The following is a 24,142-nucleotide window of genomic DNA, read 5'->3' as shown; positions in this document are numbered from 1 at the left end:
ACAGCTAGGGTCGTCTTCGTGACTGTGTCGGGTGGCGCCGCTGTGGCGGGAGAAGCGGAAACACCGGGCGATTCGCAAAAATCGAGCGCCGCGGGTTCCACAGGTGGTTCGCTACGTGCCTGGCAGCGCCGGGCCCTGATGAAGTACTTGTCCACCAAGCCGAGGGACTTCCTCGCGGTGGCGACGCCGGGCGCGGGTAAGACCACCTTCGCACTGCGAGTCGCGGCCGAACTGCTGGCCGACCGCACCGTCGACCAGGTCACCGTGGTCGCTCCGACCGAACACCTCAAACATCAGTGGGCCCAATCCGCGGCCCGCGTGGGCATTCAGCTGGATTCGCGCTTCTCCAACGCGACGGGTGCGACCTCCGGCGACTATCACGGCGTGGTGGTCACCTACGCGCAGATCGCCTCGCATCCCGCACGGCACCGTGTTCGCACCGAGAGACGCAGAACGCTGGTGATTCTCGACGAGATCCACCATGCGGGCGATGCGAAGTCCTGGGGTGATGCGACCGCCGAGGCATTCGGTGACGCCACCCGCCGGCTCGCGCTGACCGGCACCCCGTTCCGCAGCGATGACAGCCAGATCCCGTTCATCAGCTACGAACCCGATGAGGCCGGTTTCCCGCGCTCGCGCGCGGACCACAGCTACGGCTATGCGGAGGCATTGGCCGACGGCGTGGTCCGGCCCGTCGTCTTCCTGGCGTATTCCGGTGAGGCGCACTGGCGCGACAGCGCGGGCGAGGAGTATTCGGCCCGCCTCGGGGAGCCGCTGAGCGCCGAACACACCGCCCGTGCCTGGCGCACCGCACTGGATCCGGCCGGCGACTGGATGTCCAAGGTGCTGGTCGCTGCGGACACCCGGCTGCGCCAGCTGCGTGCGACCGGTATGCCCGATGCCGGTGGTCTGGTGATCGCCACCGATCAGGAGCGGGCCCGCGATTACGCCGAACTGCTGGAACACATCTCGGGCGAGCGGCCCGCGGTGGTCCTCTCGGATGATCCGTCCTCCTCGGACCGGATCGCCGAATTCAGCAAGAACACCCAGCCGTGGATGGTCGCGGTCCGCATGGTGTCCGAGGGCGTCGACGTGCCGCGCCTCGCGGTCGGCGTCTATGCGACCAGTGCCTCGACACCGCTGTACTTCGCTCAGGCCATCGGCCGGTTCGTGCGTGCGCGCAAGCCAGGCGAGACCGCCAGCGTGTTCCTGCCGTCGGTGCCGGTGCTGCTCGATCTGGCCGCGCAGCTGGAACTGCAGCGCGATCACGTCATCGGCAAGCCGCACCGCGAGCAGAACGGCCTCGAAGACGAACTCCTGATCGACGCGAACAAGCAGAAGGACGAGCCGGGCGAGGACGAGAAGCCATTCGTCGCACTCGCCGCTGACGCCGAACTCGACCAGGTGATCTACGACGGATCCTCCTTCGGCACGGCCACTTTCGCGGGCAGTGCGGAAGAGGCGGACTACCTCGGGATTCCCGGGCTGTTGGACGCGGAGCAGATGCGGGCCCTGCTGCGTGAACGTCAGTCGAAGCAACTCGCCGAACGCGGTGAGGCCGCGACGCCCGATCCTGGTCCGCAGGTCGCCTCGGCCGCCGAGCGGGTCGCGACCGCGGACAAGCTCGGTGAGCTGCGTCGTGAGCTCAACAGCCTGGTCGCCATGCACCACCATCGCACCGGCAAGCCGCACGGGGTGATCCACGGTGAGTTGCGCCGCGAATGCGGTGGTCCGCCAACGGCATTGGCCACCGCGGACCAACTGGGTGAGCGCATCGCCGCCCTGCGCCGTAAGTAACCGCGGCGATCAGCGTGCGATGGCCGATGCGGGCCAGGCTGCCATGGCACAGTCGATGGATCGGGTGAGTTCGGTGTGCGAAGCGCCGTCGCGGGCGCGGATCGACAGGCCGTACAGGACCGTGGTGTAGAAGCCGGCGAGGGCGGCAGTATCGGTGTCCGGAGGTAGATCACCTTCCGTGACACCGCGATCCAGGCGTTCGCGAATGTCTTCGGTTGTCTCGCGGCGCTTTTCGACCAGGAAGTCGCGGATGGTTTCGCTGCGGGTGGTGTAGGTGGAGCCTGCCAGCACGACCATGCAGCCGTGCGGTTTGTCCTTGTGGGTATAGGCAGTGGCGTTGTCGCGCAACATGGCTTCGATGCCGGCGCGGGCGGTGGGTTCCTCGCGCAGGGCGCGTGCGGTGTAACCGCCTTCGCTCTCGCCGTACAGACCGACAGCCGCGCGGAACAGCTCTTCCTTGCCGCCGAAGGCGGCGTACAGGCTCGGTGAGTTGATGCCCATCGCCGCGGTGAGATCGCTCATCGACGAGCCCTCGTAGCCGTGCTCCCAGAACACCTCCATGGCGCGACGCAGCGCGACCTCACGGTCGAATGCGCGCGGGCGTCCACGTTCGGCCATGGCCCGTTCCTTTCTGTGTCGATCGCTAAATATACCCCTTGACACCGTCGCGGCGCCTGCGCTTAGCTATTTATGTACTGATCGACACAGAATTAGGAGGAGTTGCGATGTCGGATCTGACGGCCAAAGTGGCGCTGGTGACCGGGGGCAGCCGGGGCATCGGAGCGGCGATCGTGCGGCACCTGGCCGCGGCGGGCGCGGATGTGGCACTGACCTACCAGCACAACGAACTGCTGGCGAAATCGGTGGTCGCCGAGGCGGAAGCGTTGGGGCGGCGCGCGATCGCCATCCAAGCCGACAGCGCCGACGCGGGCGCGGTCGTCGCGGCGGTGCATCGGGCCGCGGCCGAACTCGGCAGGCTCGATGTGCTGGTCAATAACGCGGGCATCTTCCCGGCCAAGCCGTTCGAGGAGTTCACCGTCGAGGAGATCGACCGCGCGCTCAACATCCACGCGCGGGCGGCGTTCGTCGGTGCGCAGGCGGCGGTCGAGCATATGGTCGAGGGCGGGCGGATCATCAGCATCGGCAGCAACCTGTCCGAGCGCGCCGCATTCGGTGGACTCGCGTTGTACAACCTGAGCAAATCCGCACTCAACGGATTCACGAAAGCCCTTGCGCGCGAACTCGGTCCGCGCAACATCACGGTCAACCTGGTGCAGCCCGGCTCCACCGACACCGATATGAATCCGGCCGACGGCGACCATGCCTCCCACCAGATCGGCCTGACCGCGCTCGGTCGCTTCGGCACCACCGACGACATCGCCGCCACCGTAACCTTCCTTGCCGGCCCCTCCGGCCGCAGCATCACCGGAGCGACCTTCACCGTCGACGGCGGCACCAACGCCTGACTCCGCAGCGCGCGATTACCCGGTGAAGTAGCGGCCGGGGGAGACGCCGACGGCGCGGCGGAAGGCGGCCACGTAGGCGCTGGGGGTGGCGTAGCCGACGCGACCCGCGATGCGGGCGATCGGCAGGCCCTCGGCGAGCAGGGGGAGGGAGGCGGCCAGGCGGATCTGGGTTCGCCACTGGCCGAAGGAGATTCCGGTTTCGACGAGGAACAGACGGGCCAGGGTGCGGGGGCTGGTTGCGGCGTCGGCGGCGAATTCGGCGAGGGTGCGGGGGTCGGCGGGATTGCGGGTCAGGGCGTCGGCGACCTGACCGGCTCGGGCATCCACCGGTCGGCGGGCGCCGACGGGAATCACGGCGACCGGCTCGAGCAGGTCGAAAATGACCGCCTCGGCGCGCTCGCGCCGTGCGGCGGCGTTATCGTCGGCGGGATTTCGAGTCGCCGCTGTGGTGCTCCCGTCAGCTCGAGCGTCCGTGAGCGGGGGCTCGTCGACGTGCTCGCGTCGCTCCGCGTCCGCTCCGGGCGCGAGCGCGGTGCCGGGCCCGGTGAGATGGTCGAACAGTTCGCGCAGCAATGGCGACACTCGGAGCATTGTCGGGGTGGTAAGCGAGACCGGGCATCGATCGGGTGCCACGAAGATGCCGCGCATGGTCGCGCCCTGGGTGGTTTCGGTTCGGTGTCGGGTGCCGCCGGGGATCCAGAGGGCGCGGGTCGGTGGCAGCACCCAGTAGCCGTTGCCGATTTCGACGGCGATGACACCCCTTGCCGCCCAGGCGATTTGATGCTGCGGATGTTCATGGGTGTCGAACCGGTAGCCCGCGGGCATGACGCCCGCGCCGAAGACCATGGCGGTATCGCCGATCGCGGCCGGGAATACCACGGATCCGTCGTTCGGCTGAGATGTCCCGGGTTGGGGCACCAAGAATTGGCCGTTTCGCGACACAACTTGTCACCGTAGCCTGTCGTGGTCACAGCCGGCCGCTTCTAGCGTGAATCCCATGGCGATGAACTACGTACACAAATTGATGTGCCGATCGGCGGCGTGGGAGCGTACGAGTACGACGCGGATCGTCCCGTGGGCGCTGTCCGGTCTCGACCTCGGTGCGTCCGCACTCGAGATCGGCCCCGGCTACGGTGCCAATATCCGCGCTTTGCGAGAGCGCACCAGCAAGCTGACCGGTGTCGAGATCGATCCGGTGCTCGTCGATCGGCTGCGCACCCGGCACGGCGCCGCGATGACGGTGATCGAGGGCGACGGCGCGGATATGCCCTTGCCCTCAAGGCAATTCGACTCGGTCGTGTGCTTCACGATGCTGCACCACGTACCCACTGCCGGAGCGCAGGACGCGCTTTTCGGCGAAGCCCTGCGTGTCCTGCGCCCCGGCGGTGTATTCGCAGGCAGCGACGGCCTCGACGGCCGCGTATTCCGCCTGCTGCACCTCGGCGACACCTGCGTGCCGGTACCGCCGGAGCATGCCGCCGACCGGCTCACCCGAGCCGGTTTCACCGATGTCGAGATCGAAACCGGCGCAGGAAGTTTCCGCTTCCGTGCCCGCCGCCCCGAGTGAATTCTTTCAGCGCACCGCTATTGCGGCCTCGAAGTAGTCCGCAGGATCGAGTGCATTGATCGGGGTCCAGCGAGGTGACTCGCCCGGGGCTGTCGAATCCTCCGGTGCCGCTTGGAAATAGCCCTGGATCTCCAGCGCCAGGCGAGGGTTCTCGTCCACGCGGCGCGCCATGTCGTAGAACACCGCGAGGACGTGCACGCAGCGGGCGGTGCGAGCCGAACAGGAGCAGTCCGTCCCGGCCGGGCCGGGTGCTGGGCTGATGCCGGCGTTGACCAGCGCCCGGTGCATTTCGTCGGTGAGAACTGCTGTATCCGGGATGATTTCGGCGATCGCGGTGATGGCTGAACGGGAAAGTGGCGCGACTTCGAGGTGGGTTACCGAGGCCTGCCCACCGCGATGGATTGCGGCGCGCACGATGCGCCCTTCGACGCTCGCCTGGACACCGTTGTTGCGGGCAATGCTGCGGGCACGGGGGAGCAGCGGGTCGGGGCGGGTCTGGCGCAGGGGTTCGGCGAGCCGGACCCAGTCCATGCCCCATGCCGTGTATCCGAATTCGTTGTCCGCCATCAGTTCTGCCTCTTGCGGCGCAGGATTTCGATGAGCTGGTCGTCGTCGAGGCGGGCCAATGCGGCGATTCCGGCCGAATCGTTGAGGTCCGCGAGGGCGGATTTGCGGTCGTGCATGCCCGCGATGTGCTCCTCGACGGTGGTGCCCGAGGTCAGGGTGGTAATGGTGACGGTGCGGGTCTGGCCGATGCGGTGCACCCGGTCGGAGGCCTGGGCTTCGACGGCTGGATTCCACCAGCGGTCGAAGTGGATGACATCGGCGGCACGCGTCAGGGTGAGACCGGTGCCTGCGGCGCGCAGACTCAGGATCAACACGGGCGGACCGTCTTCGGCCTGGAAACCCGAAACGATCTCGGCCCGCTCGGCCTGATTCAGTCCGCCGTGGAAGAACGGCGCCCGCACCCCGAACTGCTCGTCCAGGTGGCGGACCAGCAGGTCACCGGTGGCGCGATACTGGGTGAATATCAGTGTCGGGTCGCCGGTTTCGAGATTGTTTGCCACGATATCGGCGCACAGGTCCAGCTTTCCGGACCGACCCGCCAATTCGCCCAGCTGACCGGTGATCAGTCCCGGATGGTTGCAGACCTGCTTGAGAGCGGTCAGCGCCGCGAGCACCCGGGTCTGCCGTTGCGCGCCGTGGCCGAAGCCGTCATCGATCGCCTTGTCGAGCAGTTGGTCGTAGAGCCGTTCCTGTTCGGCGGTCAGATCGCAGAGCAGATCGCTGTGGATCTTCGCGGGCAGTGATGCGGCGACCTGAGCCTTCTGGCGCGCCAACAGCACCGGTTCGAGCGCATCCCGCAGCCGGCCCGCCGCGGCCGCCGACCCCTCGTGGATCGGCCGGACGAATCGACGGCGGAACTGGGTGCGATGCCCGAACAGCCGCGGCGCCACCAGATTCAGCAGTGCCCACAGATCCTCGAGATGGTTCTCCACCGGCGTGCCCGTCAGCGCGACCTTCGCCTCCGCCGTCAATGCCCGTGCCGCCTCGGACACCTGGGTGCGCGGATTCTTCAACGCCTGCGCCTCATCGAAAACGACTGTCGCCCAGGACCGATCGGTCAACACACCACCGTGCAACCGCAATATCGGATACCCGGTCACCATAATGGTCCCGGCCTCATCCGCGATCTCACCCCCACGCCACACCACCGCCCGCAGCCCCGGCGCGAACCGCGTGATTTCATGCGCCCAGTTCCCTACCAACGACGTCGGACAAACCACGAGCTGCGCTCCGCGTTCGGCCCGCCCGAGCAGAAACCCGATGGTCTGCACCGTTTTCCCGAGCCCCATCTCATCGGCCAAGACCGCCCCACCGTGCGCCGAGACGGTCTCGTGTAACCACCCCGTCCCGCGCACTTGATACGGCCGCAACTCCGCCTTCAGCCCCGCCCGCAATTCCGCCCCGATACACCGTGTTTCACGCAACACCCGCATCGCGCGCTCGGCTGACACGATCGATGTGCCGGCAGCGTCGGGGACAGCGTGCGCCGCAATGGGCAGCGGCACCGGCTGAGCATCGCACGGTTCGGCTCCGTCCTGCAGCACCGCGCGCCAAGCATGTACGGACGGGCCCGCGTCACCGAGGTCCAGATTCAACAGCTCGTCCGGATCAACGAGTGCGCAGTCGACATCGGTGACCTCGATCGCGTCGTGCGGACCCGTCGGCACTGCTAGAGAGAGTGCTTCTCGATCGCCGTCCGGCGCGCGGCCGGGCGCGGATCCGTTCCAGGTCCACAGCGCGAACATGTGGCGGTCGGGTAGGTAGGTGGCCTGTGTGCTTGGCAGGGCGGTCCCCTAGATCGTCGTATGGTGTACGGAGTATTGTAACAACGTACAGCGTACCGAATTAATTCCGAGAGGACCACGTGACCAACCAGGCGAAACAGTTGATGAGCCTGCTCTGGCGACATGCTGTGCCGCCGCGATCCGGTGGGCGCGGCCCGAAGCAGACGGTGAGTGTCGATGAGGTCGTCGTCGCCGCGATCGCCCTCGCCGATCGGGAGGGATACGAGAAGGTGTCGATCCGTGCGGTCGCTGCCGAACTCGGCCTGCGCCCGATGAGCCTCTATACCTATGTGCCGAGCAAGGAGGCTTTGACCGTGTTGATGGTCGACACCGTCGCGCTGGAGGACGTACCTATCTCGACCGATCTCCCGGTCCGTGACCGAATGTCCGCGATCGCCGAACAGGTCCGTGCGGAACTGATCGCGCACCCGTGGCTGCTCGAGGTGCCACCGTGGCGGCTGGTCCTCGGTCCGGGCCGGATGCGCAGATATGAACGGCAGCTGGCCGCGATCGAGGGGATCGGATTATCCGATCTGGCTATGGATCGGGTGATCGCGGTGCTGTCGGAATTCGCGACCGGCAATGCGCGGATGGAGATCGCCGGAATCCGCAGTACCGCGGAGCTGAGCGACGCGCAGTGGTGGGAGCAGCACGGTCCGCTGCTGACCGAGGTCATGTCGGTCGAGGAGTTCCCGATCGCCTCGCGGGTCGGTGCCGCGGTAGGCGAACGCTATCAAGCGCCGTCGGACCCGCCGGGCGACTTCGCCTTCGGTCTCGGGAAACTGCTCGACGGCATCCTGTCCGGAGCAGCGGGACCGGAAACGCCGACAGCGGGCGACCTGTAGGTCGCCCGCTGTCGTCTATCAGCGATGTTCTGTTGTTCGATGCTGTTGTGTCGGGACGCGAGGACTGGTCAGAGCGCGGGAGCTGATTCCGTATCGATCACGGCTTCGAGCTCACGCAAGCGATCCATGTGTTCGTTCGCGTGGTGCTGGCAGAAGAGCAACTCGCCACCTGCGGGCAATACGGCACGAACTCGTGCGGCAGCACCGCAGCGGTCGCAACGATCGACCGCGGTCAGTGGGGTGCTTGTCAGGGTTCCTGGCATGACTCCTCCGTCCTGGCTCCCGGCACTACAGTCCGTTCACCTGGTGTGGGGCCCGTGGTCACTCCGCGGGCTCGCTACCGCTACTTCCCAGCAGGGGTATGACTACTCTGTCAGACGTTCGGGACGGGGGCTTTGTTCCCGGAAGTGATTCTGTGTGTTTTCGATAACACCACCTGGGATTTCGCTACTGGCGAACATCACTGGTTACGTATCGAACTCCACTCGACCACGATCACGAACAGGCCTATCCAGTTGTCTACCGGGAGATTACCCGTGATCCATGACACTCACACGCTCGTTCACATTTGCACACTCGCCGATTGGCTGACCGCCCGGCAAACCGGCGAGTACCGCCCGGAGTCGTTCGGGGAGATCGGGTTCATCCATCTCTCCACGCCGGCGCAGGCGCATCTGCCCGCCAACCGACTGTTCACCGGACGGCGGGACATGGTGCTGCTGCGCATAGATCCGGCTCGCGTCGGCGCGCCGGTGAAATGGGAACCGGGTGTGCCCACCGATCCGGAATCAATGCTGTTCCCCCATTTGTACGGTCCGCTGCCGGTCGGCGCGGTCACCGCCGTGGTCGAGTACCAGCCCGGCCCGGACGGCACCTTCGCCGCACTCGATCCGAACTTTCCGGCGTCCTGACCTACCACTCCCTGGCCTCGCGCGCCACGATGGCGGCCTGAACCCGGGACCGCACACCGAGTTTGGTGAGCACACGTGAGACATGTGTTTTGACTGTTGTCTCGCCGATGAACAGCCGCGTCGCGATCTGCGCATTGGACAGACCCTCGCCGAGACAGTCGAGCACCTCGCGTTCGCGTTCGGTCAGCTCGTCCAAGCCATCCGGCGCGGGCCGGTTCGGTTCGCCATCGGTCGAGGCGAACGCATTGATCACCGCCGCGGTCACCTCGGGCGCGAGCACACCGTCACCCGCCGCCACCGCGCGCACCGCATCGACAAGTGCCTGTCCCGACGCGGATTTCAGCACGAAGCCGGACGCGCCTGCGCGCAGCGTCCGGAAGACGTACTCGTCCAGGTCGAAGGTCGTCAGGATGAGCACCCTGGCCAGGCCGTCGTCGGTGATGCGGCCGGTGGCGGTGATGCCGTCGACGCCCGGCATGCGCACATCCATCAGCACCACATCCGGGCGCAGTGCCTTGGCCTGTGCCACCGCGATATCGCCGTCGGCGGCCTCACCGACCACTTCGATGCCCTCGGCGGTCTCCAGGATCATCCGCAGTCCGGCCCGGATCGCGCCGTGGTCATCGGCGATCAGTACCCGGATCATGACACCTCCGTCGTCGAGATCGGCAGTCGGGCAAGGACTTCCCAGCCATCGGCGCCGGGTCCGGCGGTGAAGGTGCCGCCGAGCGCCGCGGCCCGTTCCCGCATATTCATCAGACCACTGTGGCGCGCGTCGTCGGGCGGTCGATTGCGCACCGGCGCCGTGGGATTGCGCACCGAGAGGGCCAGATCCGTTGCCTCCGTACGCACATCGATATCGACCTCCTGCCCCGGTGCGTGCTTCATGGCATTCGTCAGTGCTTCCTGGACGATTCGGTAGGCGGCTTGGTCGACCGCGCTCGGCAGCGCCGTCCCGTTCAGCGAATCCCGCACGCGCACGGTGATTCCGGCGGCGCGGGCCGCATCGACGAGGATCGGCAGCTGAGCCAGTTTGCGCGGCGCGGCCGCGTCGTCCTCGCCGCCGTCGTCGCGGCGCAGCAGGCCGATCATGGTGCGCATCTCCTGTAGCGCGCTGACACTATTGGAACGGATCGACGAAATGATCCCGGCGACAGTGGGATCGGTGTCCTGCCGAGCCAGCACACCCAGCGCCGCTTCGGACTGAATGGCGATGGCCGACAGGTGTCCCGCGATAACATCGTGCAGATCGCGCGCCATCGTCTTGCGTTCGTCGGCGATGGCGGCGCGCCGATCCAATTCGGCAACCAATGTCATCGCCTGTGCGCGTTTGCGTTCGGCCTCGGCGATCTCCTTGTGCCCGCGCACCGACAGCGCCCACCACAGCGGCGTCGCGACGAAGGCGAACAGCGCGGCGATGGTGATCACCGCGACCCGCCAGTCGCCGAGCACGAGCGCCAGCACGGTCAGTACAGCCGAGACCACCCCGCAAACGGTGACCAGCCAGCGCGAGCGCGCGGGCGCGGCATACAGCACACCCGCATAGATCAGATCCGAATAGATGAGCCAGACCGGCACCGTCGGACCGAGTGCGAAATCGATGGCGAACGGGATGAGCCCGATACCGAGCGCCGAGATCGGCATGCGACGCCGCAGGAAAGTCGCCACGCAGATCAGCGCGAGTACCCCGAACCGCACCGGCAGCGACGGGTGCCGGCTCAGGTCACTGGCCATCTCGAACAGGCCGGTCAGATAGAGCGCGGCGCCGAGTGCGAGCGCGAAGGCGGCGACCAGCGCGTCCTGCGCGGTCGCCGACAAAGCATCCCACTGCCGTCGCATCGCCCCATCACAGCACATGCCCCAGCGTCCCCGGGTCCGCCGAAGGAATGAGTCCGGGTCGATTCGATGACTCACGCAGCGGACCCACCCGCGGCGACGCTGACGGGTGATCCGATACCGAGCATGCCGACGGCGTCACGGGTTGGGCATCGGTGATCGCAGGCATTGTGCTTGTGCGCGTAGCGATCGCTTGCAGGTCACTCGAAATGGTCAGCGCGGTCGATGGGCTGTTGGGCGGTCAGCCGCTTTTGCCGGTTAGGGTGGAGGGGTGAACGTCGATGTCACCGCCCTACCCGGGATCGGGGTACGCAAAGACTTCCAGGTGCGGTCGGGCCGCCGGATCGGTGTGGTCGATCACCGCGACGGCGGCATCGATCTGATCGTCTCCAAACCCGATGACCCGGACTCCTGCGCCGCGCAAGTACCGCTGACTCCCGACGAGGCCGCGGTGCTCGCCAACCTCCTCGGCTCGCCGCAGTTGGTGGCGAAGCTACGAGAGGATCACCGCGACCTACCCGGGATCACCACCCGCCAGCTACCCATCAGCGAGGATTCGCCGTACGAGGGCCGCACCCTCGGCGAGACCGGAATGCGCACGCGCACCAAGGCTTCCATCGTCGCGGTGATGCGTGCGGGGCAGCTGCACCCATCGCCGGGACCGGATTTCACTTTCACCGCCGATGACATACTCGTGGTCGTCGGTACCCCCGACGGTCTGGACGCGGCCGCGAAGATCCTGACGCACGGGTGAGAGCGTGAACGAAACCGCGCTCGCCCTCATCGAGCTCGGGGCGGTGTTATTCACCCTCGGCATGCTCGGGAGAGTGGCGGCACGCTTCGGCATGTCCCCGATTCCGCTATATCTGCTCGGCGGGCTGGCGTTCGGCCAGGGTGGCTTGGTAGAACTGGGCGCCGCGAACGAATTCGGCCATATCGCAGGCGAAATCGGCGTCGTGCTGCTGTTGTTACTGCTCGGCCTCGAATACACCGCGGCAGAACTGGTGACCGGATTGCGCCGCTCCTGGGCCGCAGGTCTGGTCGATCTCGTCGCGAACGCGACGCCCGGCGTGGTGGTCGCCCTGTTACTCGGTTGGGGGATGACCGGAGCCATCACCCTGGCCGGTGTCACCTACATCTCGTCATCGGGCATTGTCGCCAAGGTGCTGAATGACCTCGGCCGCCTCGGTAACCGGGAAACCCCGGTGATCCTGTCGATTCTGGTCTTCGAGGATCTCGCGATGGCGATGTATCTGCCGATCCTCACCGCGATCCTGGCCGGTACGAGCTTGCTGAGCGGGCTGACCGTGCTCGGTCTGGCCCTGGCCACTGTCACCGTCGTCCTGGTCGTCGCGCTGCGCTACGGCCGGTACGTCTCGGCGATCGTCGACAGCGCCGACCGCGAGGTATTCCTGTTGAAGCTGCTCGGCGCGGCGCTGCTGGTCGCCGGGCTGGCATCGGCGCTGAATGTTTCGGCGGCGGTCGGCGCATTCCTGCTCGGCATCGCGATCTCCGGTTCCACCGCGCGCGAGGCGACCAAACTGCTGGAACCGATCCGGGATCTGTTCGCGGCCATCTTTTTCGTGGCCTTCGGATTCAGTACCGATCCGCGGGCCATTCCGCCGGTGCTCGGCTGGGCGATCCTGCTCGCGGTGGTCACCGTGCTCACCAAGGTCGCCACCGGCTGGTGGGCGGCGAGTCGGCAAGGTATCCGCCGGATGGGCCGGGCGCGCGCGGGCGCGGCACTGGTCGCGCACGGTGAATTCTCGATTGTTATCGCGGGTTTGGCGGTGGGCATGGGCGCGGTCGACGGCCAACTCGCCGCACTCGCCTCGGCCTATGTGCTACTGATGGCGGTGCTCGGCCCGATCGCGGCCCGCGTCGTCGAACCGGTCATCGGCATGGTGCAGCGCCGCTTCAGCCCCGCTGTCAGCACCGGATAGCGGCTGCGCCGCAATGGAACTTGTCCCGGTATCGGCGCCGGTCACGGGATTCCGGGACACCGCAAGCGGATTCGTCGACGCCGGTGTCGGCGCGGCGGAAATCGCGTCGCGTTCAGCACGTAGGCGTTCGATACGCCGCCAGAAAGTCGACGCGACGAATCCGACCGCCAAACCGATCAGGGCCGCGCACATATGCCCGTAGTCGGTGAAGGTCGGTCCGATCAGCAGCGCCGAGCCGAGGAATACAACGATGACACCCGCCCACAACGCGCGGACCACACCGCGGAAGTGGAACGCCATGGCCGCTAGAACCGCGGTGAATCCGTAGCTGGTGCCGACATCCGCCGCGTACTGCACACGCACCGGGATGACGTGGTGGTCGATGGCATGGTCGATGGCGGTGACGGTGAGCAGCGTCGCGCCGATATGGCCGGTCGCGAACAGCAGAATCCAGCGACTGGTGCCGAGCCAGCGTTCGGCGAAGCCCATGACCACGAGAATCTCCGCGATGGTGACCCACGGAAATTGCCCCTGGGTCCAGAACGCCGATGCCACCAGCACCTGGATCGGGTTGTGCTGCATGTTGTAGAGGTTGGTGGAGGCCGAGAAGATCAGCCTGCGCTCCACCGAATCGCCGACCCCGCGCAGCGTCCACCAGGTGACGAACAAGGTGAACGCGTAGGCCGTGCTCGCCGGTGCGCCGGACAGGTGCTGGCGCAGTTCGGGCAGCAGTCGGCGCACCAATCGGGGCCGACGCGCCCACGACCAGACCGCGCGCAACTCGTCACCGAGGTCGACGGTCTGCGTCCAGGGGGAGTGGATTCGGCGCAAAGTGGGGGCAACCACATGCACAAGTCTGCCGGTTCCGAAGCACTTCTGCCCGCAGACCCGCCCGGTCTGTGTCCTGGCTCACCTGAGCTGGTCTTTCCGTACTGACGTCGATTCACACCCTGGGCAGCATCCGCTCGGAATTGGTCCACCGACCAAGAGGTTGGCCGAGTACTTCCGGTTGAACCGCTGTCCTCGCCACTGCGTCACCGGTGGTCGCAGTGGCGACCCGCTGCCACCCGATCTGGCAACTGGCGATGCGCTGCCGCGTGCTCCGGCAACTTCGGCAAGTCTCACGCGAATACTGCTGACCCACTGCGAGCACACGACGCCGGTCAAGTCCGGTTGGCGACTGAGCCCGATCCGACTCGGCGGTACTGGGCCGCAAAGAGACTCGGCATGCGTACCGAAATTGCCGTGGCGTTCTCGCAAATGTGCGAACGCCTGTTGCCGACTGGCGAGTTCACGAGATCCATTGTGTCCCAGCGATATCGGTGCTGATCGATTGCCAGTAGTGACGATCGGCAGGATTCAGCGGTGGGTGACCCGTTCGGTATGTATGGGGCACAAGTGGTCGCCGCCGGATAGCGGGCACTGTCTCACTGGTTGGATTCATCCCATGCCAAATTTAGCGGACAGTAGTACTGTAAATCGCCTACCTGCTGGTTCTGTACAAGCTGGCGGGCTCGCGCTGTCGCGATGACGGTCGACGTCCGCCCAACGAGGGAGTTCGCGTGCTGGAAATCGATCACTTCAGCCACGGGTTGCTCACGCCGGTTGTCGCTTATCTGATGTCATTCACCGGATCATTGCTGGGACTGCGGTGTGTGGTTCGGGCGCGGTCCGGTAGCGGCCACGCTGGATGGCTCGTCGCCGCGGCGGTCGCGATCGGCGGCACCGGTATCTGGGTCATGCATTTCATTGCCATGCTGGGCTTTTCGATCCACGGCGCATCGATCCGCTATGACGTGCCGATCACCCTGCTCAGCGCGGTAATCGCGATGGCGGTGGTGTGGATCGGATTACGGGTCGCGCAGCTGCCGGGATTGGCGCCGGTGGCGCTGTACATCGGCGGTGCGATCACCGGCGTCGGCGTCGGCGCCATGCACTATTCCGGCATGTATGCGATGAAATCCGATGCGGTCATCGAATACGACGGACGAATAGTGTTGCTGTCCATGGTGATCGCGGTGATCGCCGCGACGGCGGCGCTCTGGTTCGCACTGCATATCCGCGGCACCCTGGCCACCATCGGCGCGGCACTGGTGATGGGCGTCGCGGTCTGCGGCATGCACTACACCGGTATGTTCGCGATGCATGTGCAGAACGGCCATCACATGCACCCACCCGCGGGCGCGGGCGCGACCCAACTGCTGACTCCGCTGACGGTCGGCGTCGGCATGGTCACCATGATGCTGCTACTGCATATCGGCATCACCGATGTCGAGGATCCGGCCTACGACGGTGTGCGCGGACCGCGCCCGGCGCGCTACTGGCCGACCAGGGACTGAGTCCGCATTGCCCTGCGGGATCGTCCTGTGAGCTTGTCGCACAGGCGATTTCGATGGGTTCAGTGGCGCGGTACCTCGGTCCGCGTCGGCCAGTACGCGGTCGGCAGTATCTGCGGTTCCACCGGTGGCAGCGGCGGTAGCGGATCGGTTTTGGCGCGCGGTGCGATGCGCAGCGGCGGCAGTTCTACACTGCGATCGATCTCGGTCAGGCTGACGCTGATGAGCAGCAGCATCGTCACCACGCTGATCACGACGATGATCGGCGCGATCAGCTCCATAGCACCGGTCCCTTCGGGGGGATGGATATCTCCGGTGTGTGCATGCATCGCCGACATCCCGGTGTAATGCATGCCGCAAACGGCCACACCCATGATCAGTCCGGCACCGACGGTTGCGAAAAATCCCCTGACCCGCAACGTGAACCAGAGCGCGACCGTCGCCGCCACCACCGCGATGACCATCGACAGCCCGACCCGCCGCGCGTCATAGCTGATCATCGCATTCGACTTCATGGCATACATGCCCATGTAATGCATGGCCCCGACGCCGAGGCCGGTGATCGCACCGCCGGCCAGCAGGCCGCGCAGCGACGGTTCGGGTTTGACCACGATGAACAGTCCGATGCCGACCACGGCTATCGCGGTGATCGCGCTGAGCAGGGTGAGCGGAATGTCGTACCGGATCTCGGTGCCGCGGATCGAAAAGCCCAGCATCGCAATGAAATGCATGACCCAGATGCCGGTGCCGCCGATGGCGACGGCCGCGCCGAGCAGCCAGCCGATCCGATCCTTGCCGCTGCGGGCGCGGGCGGCGCACTGCAAGCCGAGCAGGCATCCGGTGACCGAGATGGTGTAGGCCAGCAGCGGGGTCAGGAGACCGTAACTGAAATGGTAGATGTCGAGCATGCACGCCCCCACTGCCGAAAAAAGAGCATCGGCGATTGAAATAACAGCGGGTCAGACGATACGACAGCCGTCGACCCGATGGGAGCTGAAATCTGGCTTCTCAGAAGTGGTTTCAGTCACTTTCAGGTTTGATTGAAACCCGAATTGGTTAGCGAGCCGGACGCTGTCTCGGTTGCCACCCCGTGGCTGACCGGTTGCGCGTCAGAACGCCGAAAGTAACTGTTGCAGAAGCGATTCGGCTCAATACGGTTGAAAACCCCAATGGGCGCAGCCGGATTCGACGATAGCGGGGCAGTAGGCGGAGCGAATGCGGGCAGAGTTGCCGGTCGACCGAAAGACAAGAAGGCCGGTTGCGAAAAAACGAAACGCCCGCGCTGTTGGGCGCGGGCGCTTCGGAAAAATCGAGCAGAACGAACTAGTCGAGATAGTCGCGCAGGACCTGCGAGCGGCTCGGGTGGCGCAGCTTGCTCATGGTCTTCGACTCGATCTGCCGGATGCGCTCACGGGTGACCCCGTAGACCTGGCCGATCTCGTCGAGGGTGCGCGGCTGGCCGTCGGTCAGGCCGAAGCGCAGCCGGACCACGCCCGCCTCACGCTCGGACAGCGTCTCCAGCACCGACTGCAGCTGATCCTGCAGCAGCGTGAAGCTCACCGCGTCCACCGCGACGACAGCCTCGGAGTCCTCGATGAAGTCGCCGAGTTGGCTGTCGCCCTCATCGCCGATGGTCTGGTCCAGCGAGATGGGCTCACGCGCGTACTGCTGGATCTCGAGGACCTTCTCCGGCGTGATATCCATTTCCTTGGCCAGCTCCTCCGGGGTGGGCTCGCGGCCCAGATCCTGGAGCAGCTCGCGCTGGATGCGGCCGAGCTTGTTGATGACCTCGACCATATGCACCGGGATGCGGATGGTGCGGGCCTGATCGGCCATGGCGCGGGTGATGGCCTGCCGGATCCACCAGGTGGCGTACGTGGAGAACTTGTAGCCCTTGGTGTAGTCGAACTTCTCCACTGCGCGGATCAGGCCGAGGTTGCCCTCCTGAATCAGGTCCAGGAATGCCATGCCGCGGCCGGTGTAGCGCTTGGCCAGCGAGACCACCAGACGCAGGTTGGCTTCCAGCAGATGGTTCTTGGCGCGGTTGCCGTCGCGCACGATCCAGGTGTAGTCGCGGCGCATCGCGACCGGCAGCTTCTCACCCTGCTCGGCGAACTCGCGCACCTTCTCCGCCGCGTAGAGACCGGCCTCGATCCGCTTGGCGAGTTCGACCTCCTCCTCGGCGTTGAGCAGTGCGACCTTGCCGATCTGCTTGAGGTAGGCGCGCACCGAGTCGGCCGATGCGGTGAGTTCGGCATCCTTGCGGGCCTGGCGCAGCGCCTCGGATTCCTCCTCGTCCCAGACGAAGTCGCCGGAGGCCTTGTCCGCGGCGGACGGTTCGTCGGTCTCGCTCTCCTCGACTTCCTCGGCGACTTCCTCGACCAATTCCTCGGCCTCGTCGGCGAGATCGTCTTCGGAGACCTCGAGATCGCCGAGATCCTCGATGTCGAGATCCTCGGCCTCGAGGTTCTCGTCGCCGCCGGGTTCGCCATCGGGTCCGGCCTTCTTCGGTCCGGCCTTCTTGGCCGGCCCCTTCGTCGCCTTGGCGGCGGCGGCCTTCTTGGCCGGAGCCTTCTTGGCAGCGGCCTTCTTGGCCGGGGCCTTCTTCGCGGCAGCCTTGCGGACCGGCCGTGCTTCGGTTACATCTGCGGAGTCGGCATCGGCCGATTCGGCGGTCTGACGGGTCGTGGCTACCACGTACGCCCTTTCGTGACGGTCTCGTGCGGCGTCACGCCAGAGTGGTGTTCCGGCGGAGCGGTCTGTCGGGTTTCACCGGCTGAGCGCCGGGTCTGGGGTTTCCGGCTCGCGGCCGGAGTACGTTCCATTGTAACGATCGAACCAGGGTACCTACGGCACGATCCCGGCAACGGCTTATGCCGCACCCTCCGCGCGTCTACGGTGCGATGCCCGCATCGATGGCCATGGCCGCCCCCACGATGCCCGCGGTGTTCTCCAGCCGGGCGGGAATCACCTGGGTTCGGTTGGTCAGCAATGGAATCCATTGTTCGGCATCGCGGCTGATGCCACCACCTGCGACGAAGACCTTCGGCCAGAACAAATTCTCCAGGCCGCTGAGCACAATGCTGACCTGGGCGGCCCACTGCTCGTAGGTCAGGCCGTCGCGATCCTTGATCGAAGCGGCGGCGCGGTGTTCGGTCTCCATGCCGCCGATCTCGAGATGGCCGAGTTCGGTATTGGGCACCAGCGTGCCGTGGAACAGCAGCGCTGAGCCGATGCCGGTGCCGAAGGTCAGCAGCACCACCAGACCGTCGAATTCCTTTGCCGCGCCGTAGCGGTCTTCGGCCAGACCGGCCGCGTCGGCGTCGTTGAGCACGGTGACGGCGCGGCCGTCGAGTGCCGCGGCGAACAGCGCCCGCGCGTCGGTGCCGATCCACGCGTTGTCGATATTGGCGGCCGTCTGCGCGACACCTTCCAGCACGACCGAGGGCAGCGTGATGCCGACCGGGCCGTCCCAATCGGCCTGGGCGACCAGTTTGGCGACCGCGTCGGCGACCGCCTGCGGTGTCGAGGGATGCGGTGTGAGGATCTTTATCCGCTCATGGACCATTGCTCCGGTGGCCAGATCCACCGCGGCGCCCTTGACGCCGCTGCCACCGATATCGATACCGAATGCGTGCCCCCGAGCGGACATGACGTTCCCTCGTTCCCTGTGCTGGCCGATGTGATGAACGCGCCGCCGCGCAGGAACTCACCACCGGCTGGTCGCGGAGCATGCGGCGATGTGCCCGACGACGGCGCTGTGTCGTGCACGACAAGAGTAATGGGCGGGCATCGGTTCCCGTTCGCCGAGGATGTGTGATGGCATGGGGGCATGCCGGAGACCAGAGTGTCAGTTACCGACCGACCGACCGCGACACCATCCGAGGATGTTGCCGAATTGCGCCGGATCGCGGTCCAACTCGCCGAAACTGCGGCCGCGCATGTGCGCTCGCGCCGGCCCGAGCTATTCGGTCCGGAGGGTGCGCGTGACGGGGTCGTGCAGGCCAAGGGCCACCCCACCGATCCGGTGACGATCGTCGATACCGAGACCGAGGATCTGATCCGGCGCCTGCTCGACGAAGCGCGTCCCGGCGATCCGATCCTCGGTGAGGAGGGCGGCGGTAGCCTGGCCGGCGGTGACGAGGACACCGTGCACTGGGTGGTGGACCCGATCGACGGCACCGTGAACTTCCTGTACGGCATTCCGGGCTACGCGATTTCGGTGGCCGCGCTGCGCGACGGACAACCCGTCGCCGGCGCGGTGGTCGATGTCGCGCGGGCGGCCACCTACAGCGCCGGACTGCGGATGGGAGCCACGAAGGTGACCGGTGACGGCGTCGTGGAACACCTGCGCTGCACACCGGTGCGATCGGCGGCGATGGCCTTGGTGGCCACCGGATTCGCGTACGGCAAACACCGCAGGGCCAGGCAGGCGGAGCTGATCGCGCAGATCCTGCCGGAGATCCGCGATATCCGCCGCCTGGGCGCGGCGGCACTGGATTTGTGCTTCGTCGCCGAGGGCCGCGTCGACGCCTACTACGAACACGGACTCAACGCGTGGGACTGGGCGGCGGGCGCTTTGATCGCCGCGGAGGCGGGTGCGGCGCTGCGCTTGCCCGCGGCGACCAGCCCGGGTGCGGCAGGTGAGTTGGTCGTTGCCGCAGCACCGGGCATCGCGAACGAATTGACCGAACTGCTCGAACGTGTCGGCGCGACCACCGCGATCCCGGACGCCTGAAAACGGATCGCCCCGGTCTGCCGAAGCGGCAGACCGGGGCGATGAAGGTCGGTTCAGGGGAGGGTCAGCAGCGTGCTGTGCGCGCCGCGGACAACAGTTTGGGATCGATGGACGTCGATCCGCCCGGTGCCGGATTCTTCAGCGATTTCAGCACTTCTTCGGCGTCGGGGCTCGGCCGCAGCGATTCGCCGAATACCGAACCGAGCACCAGGTCCACGGTGTCGTCGTTGCGCTGATCCTCGATCAGCTCGGCGCACGGCGCGACCAACTGGACCGAGGCGGCGGCCGGTCGCCCGTTCACGCCGAAGCGGATCTGGCCGGTGCAGTTCAGGTCGCCGTTGACATAAACCGGATCGTTACCGAATTGCTGTCCCGGCGCGCTCGCGAAGCCCAGATCGCCGAGCGCCGAGGCGATGTGCGAGGCCTGACCGCTCTTGTTGTTCGCGTTCAGCACGCGGACCTTCGACGAGGCCAGCGCCGCCGGTTCGACGTCGGTCAGCCGCGATTGGCCCACCCGCTGACCCATCGGGGCCGGTTGGGGCGACTTCGCGTCGGTGGCCGGGCTCGGCGAATTGCACGCCATCGCGGTTCCGCTGCTGTCCTCGGTGGTCAGGGCCTTGATCCACACCACGGTGCAGATCAGGAGTAGGACGCCGACCAGGATCAACCATGGCTGGTTGCGTCGCCGGAGGAAGGGTTGACCCGTTCGATCCGTTGCGCTGCCTTCGGTGATGAGTGAAACCACGTGCATACTCTACGAAAATGTGTCCGCGCCAGTGCGTAAGGTCTCGGCGAGTTCACGGTTGGTGTCGATTACCCCTCAGTTTCGAATCGTCTGTGTTTTGATTGCGACTTTTGCCGTGGCGTCCGCTATTGTCTGGCGGCCCAGATCGAAACATCGCAGCCCAAAACGGTGGTCGGTCGCGGGAACAAGAAGGGCATGTCCTGCGTTTACCGAGCGCTATCAAAGGTGGGTCCGCATGATCCGCCCTGGATAGGGGACCGGTGTACGTGTGACGTGCACCACCGGCGGGGCGGTGCTGGTCATTCCGATTCCGAGGGAATCGGTGTGAGTGGCCCGGTCCGGGATATACGGAGTAAGGACGAGGGGAAGACGACATGGCAACCGACTATGACGCACCGAGGCGCACTGAATCCGACGAAGTGTCGGAAGATTCGCTGGAGGAGCTGAAGGCTCGTCGCAACGAGGCACAGTCCGCCGTCGTGGATATCGACGAATCCGATACCGCGGAGTCGTTCGAGCTTCCCGGCGCGGACTTGTCCGAGGAAGTCCTGACAGTTCGGGTGATCCCGAAGCAGGCCGACGAGTTCACCTGTTCCAGCTGTTTCCTGGTCCATCACCGGAGCAGGCTGGCCAGTGAGAGTGGCGGTCAGCTGATCTGCATGGACTGTGCAGCCTGATCTCCGGCGCGAGATCTGATCTCCAGCCGAGATCAACGGTCAGCCCGCGCTCGGCACGCCCGGCCTCAGCCAGGTATGCCAAGCGCGGCCAAGACCCGGTCCGGCCGTCGCGTACTGATCAACCAGTACGGCGTCGGATCGTCCGGGTCGTCGAGTACAAGTAGCACCATCGGCCCCACCCATGGCCGATGTTGGACATAGGCGGCGGGGTCGAGCTGGCGGCCCAGCGCCGCACTCTTGGCGGTTGGGGCCACCGTGGCCGATCTGGCCACGAAGTTCACCGGCAGATGCGCGCGATCGGCGCGGAGTTCGCGGATGCCGGAGCCGTCCTGAGCGACCTCCACCTGATGACGGCTCAGCCACAACAGCACCCACACCGGCACCGGAAACAGCAACGCGTAGGGCAACCAGGCGCGCAGACCTGGTGCGCCCATGTGGATTTCGGCGGCCAGCAACCCGGCGACGGCGAACGCGATCGGCCACCACCACAACGGCACCCACAGGCGCTCGCGGTAGGGCTCGAAGCTTCGGTGTTGTTCGTCCATAGTCACTGGGTTGGGCTGGTCCGACACGACTCAACACTAATTCACTGAGGTCGAGGCCGTACGCGTAGGCTCGGTGAACGTGAGCGAGCGCAGCGAGCGAATATTGAACACAGCCGCCCGGGCGGTCATGACGGAGCCGAGCGTCAGCGAGGCGCAGTCATGAGCGCCCTTTCAGCCATACCTTTGCTGCGGCTTGATCCCGGCATCCCGGTGCCAACGCGTGCCCACCACGGAGACGCGGGCGTCGACCTGTGCACTACAGAGGACGTCATCATCGAACCGGGAGAGCGCGTGCTGGTCGGCACCGGCGTCGCGGTCGCACTGCCGGTCGGCACGGTCGGCCTGATCCATCCCAGGTCCGGACTCGCCGCGAAAACCGGTCTGTCCGTGGTGAATACGCCGGGCACCGTCGATGCGGGCTATCGGGGCGAAATCAAGGTGTGCCTGATCAATCACGATCCGCGCACCCCGATCGAATTGCGTCGCGGGGATCGGATCGCGCAGTTGCTGGTGCAGCGGGTGGAACTGGTCGATTTCGTGGAGGTCGACGTGCTCGACGACACGACGCGGGGTGCGGGCGGTTACGGGTCGAGCGGTGGCCACGCCAGTCTGGCCGCGTCGGCCGACGAGGCGGCCACTCTCGGCAAGGAGGCATGACCGGCATGTTCGGGAAGAGACGCAAGTCCGGAGGGCGTGACGAATACGCCGAGGACCGGTACGGCGACGATTACGCCGACGAATACCGCGAGTATGCCGCCTATGGCGACGCGGATTACGACGATGAGCCGATCACCGACGAGAACCCCATCGTCGATCCGATCACCGACGAGAATCCGATCGTCCCAGCCGAGTACGTCGCCGCACACTACGACGACGAACCCGAGTACGACGAATCCGAGTACGACGAGCACGACTACGACGATGACGATGTCGTGGATATGCCCAAATCCGGTCCGTACGACTATGACGAGGTGGCCGAGCTGCTGGACAATGTGTCCGATCAGCGCCTCGATCTGGGTTCGGTGATCCTGCCGGTGCCGCCGGGCGGCCAATTACAGGTCGAGATGACCCCGGACGGCACACCGCAGGCGGTGCACCTGGCGACCGAACACGGTCGGATCACCGTCGCGGCCTATGCCGCACCCAAGTCGGCGGGTCAATGGCGCTCGGTGGCAGCGGATCTGGCCGAATCGCTACGCAAGGACGGCGCCAGGGTCGCGGTGGAGACCGGACCGTGGGGCCGGGAACTACTCGCCATCACCGAGGGCGCGGACCTGCGCTTCATCGGGGTGGACGGTCCGCGATGGATGGTGCGCCTCGTGGCCGCGGGGCCGCAGGGCGCCGCCGATGACGGTGGGCCGCTGGTGCGGGCCGCGCGAGCGATCTTGACCGAGACCGTGATTCGGCGCGGCGACGATCCGATGCCGGTGCGCGAGCCGCTGGCCGTCGTGCTGCCGCCGGAGCTGGCCGAGCAGCTGGCCGCCGCGCATCAGGCGCAGGTGGACGCACAGCAGCAGGCAATGACCGCACAGCAGGCCGCGGTCCAGCCCACACCCCAGCCGCTGGTCCCGCCGCGTATGCCGAATGAACCGCGCCGCGGCGCGGACGGCTCCGCCATGCAGCAGCTCGGGCTGAACTAGAACGCCGCGAGTCCCGTGTTTCCGAGAATCGCGGGATCCGCGCCGAGTTCATCGAGGGTGATCCGGATCAGCTCGGCGCGCGGGATCAGCTCGGCCCATTCCTCGGCGACCGACAGCGGGTGCACCGGATCGTCGACGGCGGTGACGATGGTGACGGGCACCTCGACGGTGCCGAGTCGTTCCGCATCGGGCCACTTGTAGTCGGCGGCCTCCTGCAGCGCCTCGGGCAGCCGCGGCCACTGCGAATGCCAGGACTGGGTGAGCGCGTCGGCGAGCCAGCGCGGGCTGCTCGCTCGCATGCGCTCGACCACCGCGTCGAGCCCGTCCGCGCGCAACTGGGCCGCGGTGGCGGCGGCGCTGAGCGCGGCTGGGCAGGCGGCGGTATCGGGACCGGTCCAGGCCGGTAGCGCCGCCACTACGCCGGTTGCCGCCCCGGGATGTTCAGCCGCCCATTCGAGCGCGACCGCCGCGCCGAGGGAGATTCCGGTAGCCAGGACCGGGCCGCGCCCGGCGGCCTCGTCGAGCGCCGCCCGGTACCCGGCAACCACTCCGCACGGGTCGGGTTCGACGGCGATGAATTCGATTCCACGTGCCGCACAAGCCGGTCCGAAGGCACGGCGCGCGAAGTCGGCATCCGAGCCGGTTCCCGGCAACGCCACGGCGATCGGGGTCCGGCCGCTGTGGTCCGGCGCGAAATGTGGGGAGTCGAACACCGGTCCGAGCGTAGCGGGGGGAGGGTTGCCCA

General features: G+C 66.5%; 26 protein-coding genes. 12 read left to right on the top strand and 14 right to left on the bottom strand.

Going from position 1 to position 24,142, the window contains the following annotated elements; translation table 11 throughout:
* Positions 1-138: 138 nt before the first annotated feature.
* A complete protein-coding gene (locus tag ACIBW7_RS08810; protein WP_397045785.1) occupies positions 139-1,797 on the top strand; it encodes a DEAD/DEAH box helicase in 1,659 nt (552 codons plus the stop codon).
* Positions 1,798-1,806: 9 nt separating this feature from the next.
* Here the strand turns inward: ACIBW7_RS08810 and ACIBW7_RS08805 are convergent, their stop codons facing one another.
* A complete protein-coding gene (locus ACIBW7_RS08805; protein ID WP_397045477.1) occupies positions 1,807-2,415 on the bottom strand; it encodes a TetR/AcrR family transcriptional regulator in 609 nt (202 codons plus the stop codon).
* 107 nt (positions 2,416-2,522) lie between these two features.
* On the opposite strand from ACIBW7_RS08805, the gene ACIBW7_RS08800 reads away from it, so the two are divergent.
* Positions 2,523-3,263: an SDR family NAD(P)-dependent oxidoreductase gene (locus ACIBW7_RS08800; RefSeq protein ID WP_397045475.1), complete on the top strand. Its 741-nt coding sequence runs from the start codon at positions 2,523-2,525 to the stop codon at positions 3,261-3,263.
* 15 nt (positions 3,264-3,278) lie between these two features.
* On the opposite strand, the gene ACIBW7_RS08795 is transcribed toward ACIBW7_RS08800, so the two are convergent.
* Positions 3,279-4,142: an AraC family transcriptional regulator gene (locus tag ACIBW7_RS08795; protein ID WP_397045473.1), complete on the bottom strand. Its 864-nt coding sequence runs from the start codon at positions 4,140-4,142 to the stop codon at positions 3,279-3,281.
* A gap of 118 nt (positions 4,143-4,260) precedes the next feature.
* Between ACIBW7_RS08795 and ACIBW7_RS08790 the strand changes: the two genes are divergently transcribed.
* Positions 4,261-4,830, top strand: coding sequence for a class I SAM-dependent methyltransferase (locus tag ACIBW7_RS08790; protein WP_397045471.1), 570 nt, complete (start codon positions 4,261-4,263; stop codon positions 4,828-4,830).
* A gap of 6 nt (positions 4,831-4,836) precedes the next feature.
* Here the strand turns inward: ACIBW7_RS08790 and ACIBW7_RS08785 are convergent, their stop codons facing one another.
* Together ACIBW7_RS08785 and ACIBW7_RS08780 are read right to left on the bottom strand one after the other, a co-directional pair.
* Positions 4,837-5,397 carry a hypothetical protein gene (locus tag ACIBW7_RS08785; RefSeq protein WP_397045469.1) on the bottom strand — a complete coding sequence of 187 codons (561 nt, stop codon included), beginning with the start codon at positions 5,395-5,397 and terminating at the stop codon, positions 4,837-4,839.
* Positions 5,397-7,142: a DEAD/DEAH box helicase gene (locus tag ACIBW7_RS08780; RefSeq protein WP_397045468.1), complete on the bottom strand. Its 1,746-nt coding sequence runs from the start codon at positions 7,140-7,142 to the stop codon at positions 5,397-5,399. The genes ACIBW7_RS08785 and ACIBW7_RS08780 overlap by 1 nt, the downstream gene beginning before the upstream one ends.
* A gap of 143 nt (positions 7,143-7,285) precedes the next feature.
* Here ACIBW7_RS08780 and ACIBW7_RS08775 point away from each other — a divergent pair, with 143 nt between their 5' ends.
* Positions 7,286-8,026 (top strand): TetR/AcrR family transcriptional regulator, encoded by a 741-nt coding sequence (locus ACIBW7_RS08775; protein ID WP_397045783.1) that lies wholly within the window; start codon positions 7,286-7,288, stop codon positions 8,024-8,026.
* Positions 8,027-8,094: 68 nt separating this feature from the next.
* Here the strand turns inward: ACIBW7_RS08775 and ACIBW7_RS08770 are convergent, their stop codons facing one another.
* Positions 8,095-8,289, bottom strand: coding sequence for a hypothetical protein (locus ACIBW7_RS08770; protein WP_029903635.1), 195 nt, complete (start codon positions 8,287-8,289; stop codon positions 8,095-8,097).
* A 273-nt stretch (positions 8,290-8,562) separates the two neighbouring features.
* Between ACIBW7_RS08770 and ACIBW7_RS08765 the strand changes: the two genes are divergently transcribed.
* The gene (locus tag ACIBW7_RS08765; RefSeq protein WP_397045466.1) at positions 8,563-8,937 is read left to right on the top strand and encodes a DUF952 domain-containing protein; all 375 of its coding nucleotides are present in this window, start codon (positions 8,563-8,565) and stop codon (positions 8,935-8,937) included.
* Between the two features lies 1 nt (position 8,938).
* On the opposite strand, the gene ACIBW7_RS08760 is transcribed toward ACIBW7_RS08765, so the two are convergent.
* Complete coding sequence (locus ACIBW7_RS08760; RefSeq protein ID WP_397045464.1) at positions 8,939-9,583, bottom strand: response regulator; 645 nt, start codon at positions 9,581-9,583, stop codon at positions 8,939-8,941.
* Positions 9,580-10,776, bottom strand: coding sequence for a sensor histidine kinase (locus tag ACIBW7_RS08755; RefSeq protein WP_397045462.1), 1,197 nt, complete (start codon positions 10,774-10,776; stop codon positions 9,580-9,582). The genes ACIBW7_RS08760 and ACIBW7_RS08755 overlap by 4 nt, the downstream gene beginning before the upstream one ends.
* 268 nt (positions 10,777-11,044) lie before the next feature.
* Between ACIBW7_RS08755 and ACIBW7_RS08750 the strand changes: the two genes are divergently transcribed.
* Together ACIBW7_RS08750 and ACIBW7_RS08745 are read left to right on the top strand one after the other, a co-directional pair.
* The gene (locus ACIBW7_RS08750; protein ID WP_397045460.1) at positions 11,045-11,527 is read left to right on the top strand and encodes a cation:proton antiporter regulatory subunit; all 483 of its coding nucleotides are present in this window, start codon (positions 11,045-11,047) and stop codon (positions 11,525-11,527) included.
* A 4-nt stretch (positions 11,528-11,531) separates the two neighbouring features.
* Complete coding sequence (locus ACIBW7_RS08745; RefSeq protein WP_397045458.1) at positions 11,532-12,716, top strand: cation:proton antiporter; 1,185 nt, start codon at positions 11,532-11,534, stop codon at positions 12,714-12,716.
* Here ACIBW7_RS08745 and ACIBW7_RS08740 read toward each other — a convergent pair.
* Positions 12,618-13,562 (bottom strand): rhomboid-like protein, encoded by a 945-nt coding sequence (locus tag ACIBW7_RS08740; RefSeq protein ID WP_397045456.1) that lies wholly within the window; start codon positions 13,560-13,562, stop codon positions 12,618-12,620. The genes ACIBW7_RS08745 and ACIBW7_RS08740 overlap by 99 nt on opposite strands.
* 716 nt (positions 13,563-14,278) lie before the next feature.
* Between ACIBW7_RS08740 and ACIBW7_RS08735 the strand changes: the two genes are divergently transcribed.
* Positions 14,279-15,055 (top strand): MHYT domain-containing protein, encoded by a 777-nt coding sequence (locus ACIBW7_RS08735; protein WP_397045455.1) that lies wholly within the window; start codon positions 14,279-14,281, stop codon positions 15,053-15,055.
* Between the two features lie 59 nt (positions 15,056-15,114).
* Here ACIBW7_RS08735 and ACIBW7_RS08730 read toward each other — a convergent pair whose 3' ends face one another.
* From ACIBW7_RS08730 to ppgK, 3 genes are all read right to left on the bottom strand, one after another.
* Entirely contained in the window at positions 15,115-15,960 is an 846-nt protein-coding gene (locus ACIBW7_RS08730) for an MHYT domain-containing protein (RefSeq protein WP_397045453.1), read from the bottom strand.
* Positions 15,961-16,375: 415 nt separating this feature from the next.
* Complete coding sequence (locus ACIBW7_RS08725) at positions 16,376-17,749, bottom strand: RNA polymerase sigma factor (RefSeq protein WP_357469448.1); 1,374 nt, start codon at positions 17,747-17,749, stop codon at positions 16,376-16,378.
* Between the two features lie 196 nt (positions 17,750-17,945).
* A complete protein-coding gene (ppgK, locus tag ACIBW7_RS08720) occupies positions 17,946-18,704 on the bottom strand; it encodes a polyphosphate--glucose phosphotransferase (RefSeq protein ID WP_397045451.1) in 759 nt (252 codons plus the stop codon).
* Between the two features lie 180 nt (positions 18,705-18,884).
* Between ppgK and ACIBW7_RS08715 the strand changes: the two genes are divergently transcribed.
* On the top strand, positions 18,885-19,790 hold the full coding sequence (locus tag ACIBW7_RS08715) for an inositol monophosphatase family protein (protein ID WP_397045449.1): 906 nt from the start codon (positions 18,885-18,887) through the stop codon (positions 19,788-19,790).
* Between the two features lie 64 nt (positions 19,791-19,854).
* On the opposite strand, the gene cei is transcribed toward ACIBW7_RS08715, so the two are convergent.
* Entirely contained in the window at positions 19,855-20,535 is a 681-nt protein-coding gene (cei, locus tag ACIBW7_RS08710) for an envelope integrity protein Cei (RefSeq protein WP_040692557.1), read from the bottom strand.
* 374 nt (positions 20,536-20,909) lie between these two features.
* Here cei and ACIBW7_RS08705 point away from each other — a divergent pair, with 374 nt between their 5' ends.
* Positions 20,910-21,212, top strand: a complete 303-nt coding sequence (locus ACIBW7_RS08705; protein ID WP_040692543.1) for a DUF4193 domain-containing protein — start codon at positions 20,910-20,912, stop codon at positions 21,210-21,212.
* 65 nt (positions 21,213-21,277) lie between these two features.
* On the opposite strand, the gene ACIBW7_RS08700 is transcribed toward ACIBW7_RS08705, so the two are convergent.
* On the bottom strand, positions 21,278-21,757 hold the full coding sequence (locus tag ACIBW7_RS08700) for a DUF3093 domain-containing protein (protein WP_397045781.1): 480 nt from the start codon (positions 21,755-21,757) through the stop codon (positions 21,278-21,280).
* Between the two features lie 159 nt (positions 21,758-21,916).
* Here ACIBW7_RS08700 and dut point away from each other — a divergent pair, with 159 nt between their 5' ends.
* Positions 21,917-22,414 carry a dUTP diphosphatase gene (dut, locus tag ACIBW7_RS08695; RefSeq protein ID WP_397045447.1) on the top strand — a complete coding sequence of 166 codons (498 nt, stop codon included), beginning with the start codon at positions 21,917-21,919 and terminating at the stop codon, positions 22,412-22,414.
* A gap of 5 nt (positions 22,415-22,419) precedes the next feature.
* A complete protein-coding gene (locus tag ACIBW7_RS08690) occupies positions 22,420-23,397 on the top strand; it encodes a DUF3710 domain-containing protein (protein WP_397045779.1) in 978 nt (325 codons plus the stop codon).
* On the opposite strand, the gene ACIBW7_RS08685 is transcribed toward ACIBW7_RS08690, so the two are convergent.
* The gene (locus ACIBW7_RS08685; protein ID WP_397045445.1) at positions 23,394-24,110 is read right to left on the bottom strand and encodes an alpha/beta fold hydrolase; all 717 of its coding nucleotides are present in this window, start codon (positions 24,108-24,110) and stop codon (positions 23,394-23,396) included. The two genes, ACIBW7_RS08690 and ACIBW7_RS08685, sit on opposite strands and share 4 nt — an antisense overlap.
* Positions 24,111-24,142 lie beyond the last annotated feature (32 nt).

The organism is Nocardia sp. NPDC049526 (assembly GCF_044465765.1).
GTDB lineage: Bacteria > Actinomycetota > Actinomycetes > Mycobacteriales > Mycobacteriaceae > Nocardia.
The sequence above is the reverse complement of the archived record's forward strand: the minus strand, read 5'-3'. Positions and strand labels throughout refer to the sequence as shown.

What these genes read in the sequence shown, in the direction of transcription:
- ACIBW7_RS08810 (WP_397045785.1), top strand. Translation starts at nt 139, where the DNA reads ATGAAGTACTTGTCCACCAAGCCGAGGGACTTCCTCGCGGTGGCGACG.
- ACIBW7_RS08805 (WP_397045477.1), bottom strand. Translation starts at nt 2,415, where the DNA reads ATGGCCGAACGTGGACGCCCGCGCGCATTCGACCGTGAGGTCGCGCTG.
- ACIBW7_RS08800 (WP_397045475.1), top strand. Translation starts at nt 2,523, where the DNA reads ATGTCGGATCTGACGGCCAAAGTGGCGCTGGTGACCGGGGGCAGCCGG.
- ACIBW7_RS08790 (WP_397045471.1), top strand. Translation starts at nt 4,261, where the DNA reads ATGGCGATGAACTACGTACACAAATTGATGTGCCGATCGGCGGCGTGG.
- ACIBW7_RS08785 (WP_397045469.1), bottom strand. Translation starts at nt 5,397, where the DNA reads ATGGCGGACAACGAATTCGGATACACGGCATGGGGCATGGACTGGGTC.
- ACIBW7_RS08780 (WP_397045468.1), bottom strand. Translation starts at nt 7,142, where the DNA reads ATGTTCGCGCTGTGGACCTGGAACGGATCCGCGCCCGGCCGCGCGCCG.
- ACIBW7_RS08775 (WP_397045783.1), top strand. Translation starts at nt 7,286, where the DNA reads ATGAGCCTGCTCTGGCGACATGCTGTGCCGCCGCGATCCGGTGGGCGC.
- ACIBW7_RS08770 (WP_029903635.1), bottom strand. Translation starts at nt 8,289, where the DNA reads ATGCCAGGAACCCTGACAAGCACCCCACTGACCGCGGTCGATCGTTGC.
- ACIBW7_RS08760 (WP_397045464.1), bottom strand. Translation starts at nt 9,583, where the DNA reads ATGATCCGGGTACTGATCGCCGATGACCACGGCGCGATCCGGGCCGGA.
- ACIBW7_RS08755 (WP_397045462.1), bottom strand. Translation starts at nt 10,776, where the DNA reads ATGCGACGGCAGTGGGATGCTTTGTCGGCGACCGCGCAGGACGCGCTG.
- ACIBW7_RS08730 (WP_397045453.1), bottom strand. Translation starts at nt 15,960, where the DNA reads ATGCTCGACATCTACCATTTCAGTTACGGTCTCCTGACCCCGCTGCTG.
- ppgK (WP_397045451.1), bottom strand. Translation starts at nt 18,704, where the DNA reads ATGTCCGCTCGGGGGCACGCATTCGGTATCGATATCGGTGGCAGCGGC.
- ACIBW7_RS08715 (WP_397045449.1), top strand. Translation starts at nt 18,885, where the DNA reads ATGCCGGAGACCAGAGTGTCAGTTACCGACCGACCGACCGCGACACCA.
- ACIBW7_RS08705 (WP_040692543.1), top strand. Translation starts at nt 20,910, where the DNA reads ATGGCAACCGACTATGACGCACCGAGGCGCACTGAATCCGACGAAGTG.
- ACIBW7_RS08700 (WP_397045781.1), bottom strand. Translation starts at nt 21,757, where the DNA reads ATGGACGAACAACACCGAAGCTTCGAGCCCTACCGCGAGCGCCTGTGG.
- dut (WP_397045447.1), top strand. Translation starts at nt 21,917, where the DNA reads ATGAGCGCCCTTTCAGCCATACCTTTGCTGCGGCTTGATCCCGGCATC.
- ACIBW7_RS08690 (WP_397045779.1), top strand. Translation starts at nt 22,420, where the DNA reads ATGTTCGGGAAGAGACGCAAGTCCGGAGGGCGTGACGAATACGCCGAG.